3 protein-coding genes are annotated in these 3,256 nt (G+C 77.3%); 1 reads left to right on the top strand and 2 read right to left on the bottom strand.

Annotation, left to right across the window (positions count from 1 at the left end; all coding sequences use genetic code 11):
- Positions 1 to 81: 81 nt before the first annotated feature.
- Positions 82 to 1,536 carry an alpha,alpha-trehalose-phosphate synthase (UDP-forming) gene (locus tag G5C65_RS34190; protein WP_165302950.1) on the top strand — a complete coding sequence of 485 codons (1,455 nt, stop codon included), beginning with the start codon at positions 82 to 84 and terminating at the stop codon, positions 1,534 to 1,536.
- Between the two features lie 318 nt (positions 1,537 to 1,854).
- Here the strand turns inward: G5C65_RS34190 and otsB are convergent, their stop codons facing one another.
- Positions 1,855 to 2,724 carry a trehalose-phosphatase gene (otsB, locus tag G5C65_RS34185; RefSeq protein WP_165302949.1) on the bottom strand — a complete coding sequence of 290 codons (870 nt, stop codon included), beginning with the start codon at positions 2,722 to 2,724 and terminating at the stop codon, positions 1,855 to 1,857.
- A 49-nt stretch (positions 2,725 to 2,773) separates the two neighbouring features.
- On the bottom strand, positions 2,774 to 3,256 hold a 483-nt coding region (locus tag G5C65_RS34180; RefSeq protein ID WP_165302948.1), incomplete at its 5' end, for a YbfB/YjiJ family MFS transporter.

The raw sequence follows: 3,256 nt of genomic DNA, 5'->3' as shown, positions 1-3,256 counted from the left end.
CTCCCGCCCCGCCGCTGACCGGCCCCGGGCGCCCCTCGGGGCACCATGGCCCGCCCGTCGCCACTGGGCTAGGCTCCGCACATGGTCACAGGCGCACAACCGGACGTCCTCGTGGCATCCAACCGCGGGCCCGTCACCTACGCCCCCGACGAGCACGGCACGCTCGTCCCGAAGCGCGGCGGCGGCGGTCTGGTCTCCGGCCTCTCCGCGATCGGCCCGTCAGGGCGGGGCCACGCGCTGTGGGTGTGCGCGGCGCTCGGCGACGGGGACCGCGCGGCGGCCCGCGCGCACGGCGCCCGGCTGGATCCGGCCGACACCGGCGGCCAGGCGGTCCGGATGCTCGGCATCCCGCCGGACACCTTCGCCTCCGCGTACCACGGGGTGGCCAACTCGGTGCTGTGGTTCGTGCACCATCTGCTGTACCAGACCCCGCTGGAGCCCGCGTTCGACGCCGGCTTCACCCACGACTGGGCAGCGTTCGAGGCGTACAACGCCGCCTTCGCCGACGCACTCGCCGAGGAGGCGGCGCCCGGCGCCACCGTCCTGGTCCAGGACTACCACCTCGTCCTCGTCCCGGGGCTCCTCCGCGCCCGCCGCCCCGACCTGCGGATCGGCCACTTCTCCCACACCCCGTGGGCGCCGCCGGACTACTACCGGCTGCTGCCGGACGCGGTGGCCGAGGCGGTGCTGCGCGGCGTGCTGGGCGCGGACCGCGCGGCGTTCCTGACCGGGCGCTGGGCGGAGGCGTTCACGGACTGCTGTGCCCGGCTGCTGGGCGCCCGGGTGGAGCACGACCCCCTCCGGGTGACGTACGAGGGGCGCACGACCGCGATCGGGGTGCACGCGCTCGGCGCCGACGCCGACTTCCTGCGCGAGCGCGCGCACCGCCCGGACGTCGCGGAGCGCATGGCCCAGTTGCGGGAGCAGATCGGCGGCCCGGAGCGGAAGACCATCGTCCGGGTGGACCGCACCGAGCTGTCCAAGAACATCGTGCGCGGCCTGCACGCGTACCGCAGGCTGCTCGAAGACGGCCCCGAGTGGCGCGAGCGCGTGGTGCACCTCGCCTTCGCCTACCCGTCCCGCCAGGACCTGGCGGTCTACCGCGACTACACCTCCGAGGTCGCCCGGGTGGCCCGGGAGATCAACGACACCTTCGGTGTACCGGGCTGGACGCCCGTGCTGCTGCACGTCGAGGACGACTTCGCACGCTCCCTCGCCGCCTACCGGCTCGCGGACGTCGCGCTGGTGAACCCGATCCGGGACGGGATGAACCTGGTCGCCAAGGAGATCCCGGTCGTCTCGGACGAGGGCTGCGCGCTGGTGCTCTCGCGCGAGGCGGGCGCGTACGAGGAGCTGGGCGACGACGCGCTCACGGTGAACCCGTACGACGTGCGGGCGACCGCGGACGCCCTGCGCACGGCCCTCACGATGGCGCACGGCCCCCGGGCCGAGCGCACCAAGCGGCTGGCCGCGGCGGCGACGGCGCTGCCGCCGGCCCGCTGGTTCCTGGCCCAGCTCGACGCGCTGCGGAGCTAGGGGGTGTTTCGAAAGCCCCGTGCGGCGCATGGGGCGTCCGGTGCGTGCTCTCGGCGTGCCGCACGGAAGCCCTCGATGGGGGTCCCCCCGCTCGAGCGAAGCCGAGAGTGGGGAGGGGCTACTTGGGCTTTCGTGCGGTGCGGCGAGCGTGCGTGCCGGGCGGCGCGACGGGGCGAACCTTGCCGGTCACGGCACTGGTGCCGTCGCCGGCTGCGGCGCCGTCGGGGTTGCGCGCGCAGTTGCCCGCGCCTCTGCGGGGCGCCAGCGCAGGGGCGCGGGGCTCGTGTCCACAGCGGCTTCGCCGCGGCCCGCGCGCCGTCACTCCGGGTCCGGGGCGGGGGACAGCGCACCGGCCAGGGCATCGAGCAGGGCGACGACGCCGTCCGGGCCCGGCACCAGCAGGTCGGCCCGCGCGGTGAGCGCGGGGACGGACTCGCCGGTGCCCTGCGCCGCGGCGGCCACGAGAAGCCCCGGCACCCCCTCCCCCCGCAGCCGGACGACCGCGTCGTACGCGGCGAGGTCGCCGAGGTCGTCGCCCCCGTACACCACCGTTCCGGCGCCCGTCTCCCGGACGAACTCCGTGAGCGCCCCGCCCTTGTCAGCGCCTGGCGGGCGCAGTTCGAGGACCATCCGGCCCGGCTCGGCGCGCAGCCCCCGCCGCTCGGCGAGCGCGACGAGAGGGGCGCGCAGGCCCTCCAGCGCGCTGTCCGGGTCGTCGGTGCGCCGGGTGTGCACGGCGAGCGCCCGCCCCTTGTCCTCGATCCGCGTCCCGGCCGGCGCTGCCAGCTCGCGCAGCAGCGCGGGCAGCTCTTCCCGTACGGCGGCGACGCCCGGCGGGACGGGGGCGGCAACCACCTCGCCGGAGGCCGCGTCCCACCGCTCCGCGCCGTACGCGCCGAGCACGGTGAGCCGCTCCAGCCCTGGAGCGCCCGCGAAGCCGCCGAGCGCGACGGCCTCCTCGGCAGGCCGCCCGGTCACCACGGCGACGGCGCGCAGCTGCGGGGCGAGGCGGGCGAGCGCGGGCACCGCGCCGGGGTGCGCGCGGGCCCGCGCGGGGTCCGGGACGATCGGGGAGAGCGTGCCGTCGAAGTCGAGGGCGAGCAGGGCCTCTCCGGGCGCGGCGAGCAGCGCGTCCAGGGCCTTGCGCCCGGCGGTGGTACGGGGCACGGGGAGCGGGCCGGTCGGCATGGGCCCAGCGTAGGCGGCCGGTTCACGGCCGGTCCACGGCCGGAACGGCTCACCGCTGTCCGGCACGGCTCAGCGGTCCCCGCCGGAGGCGGGCGCGGACGCGGGGTACCGGGCGGGTGCGGGGCCGCATCGCCAGCGAGCCCGCCCCCAGCAGCGCCGTCGCCCACAGCGCGCCCCGCAGCCCGACGGCGTCCGCCAACAGTCCGGCCCCCGCGGGCCCCGCCATGGTGCCGAGGCCGAGAAAGAAGACGGTCGCGCTGAACCCCGTCGACGGCTGCTCGGGGAACACCCGGTGGCTCCACACCGCCAGCAGCCCCGACCCCGCCATGAAGCACGGCCCGTACAGCACGGCCGAGCCCAGCACGGCGGGCAGGGAACCCGGCGCCACGGCCAGCAGCCCCACCGCAGCGGACATCCCCGCGAACAGCCCCGTGTGCACACCGCGCAGGCCGTAGCGCCCGATGGCGGGCCCGGTCAGCACGCCCGCGAGCCCCGCCAGCCCCATCGCCGTCCAGAACAGCGGGACAGCGCC

Origin of the sequence: Streptomyces boncukensis (assembly GCF_011045075.1) — a bacterium.
Classification (GTDB): domain Bacteria; phylum Actinomycetota; class Actinomycetes; order Streptomycetales; family Streptomycetaceae; genus Streptomyces; species Streptomyces boncukensis.
This window is presented reverse-complemented; position numbering and strand designations above follow the sequence as displayed.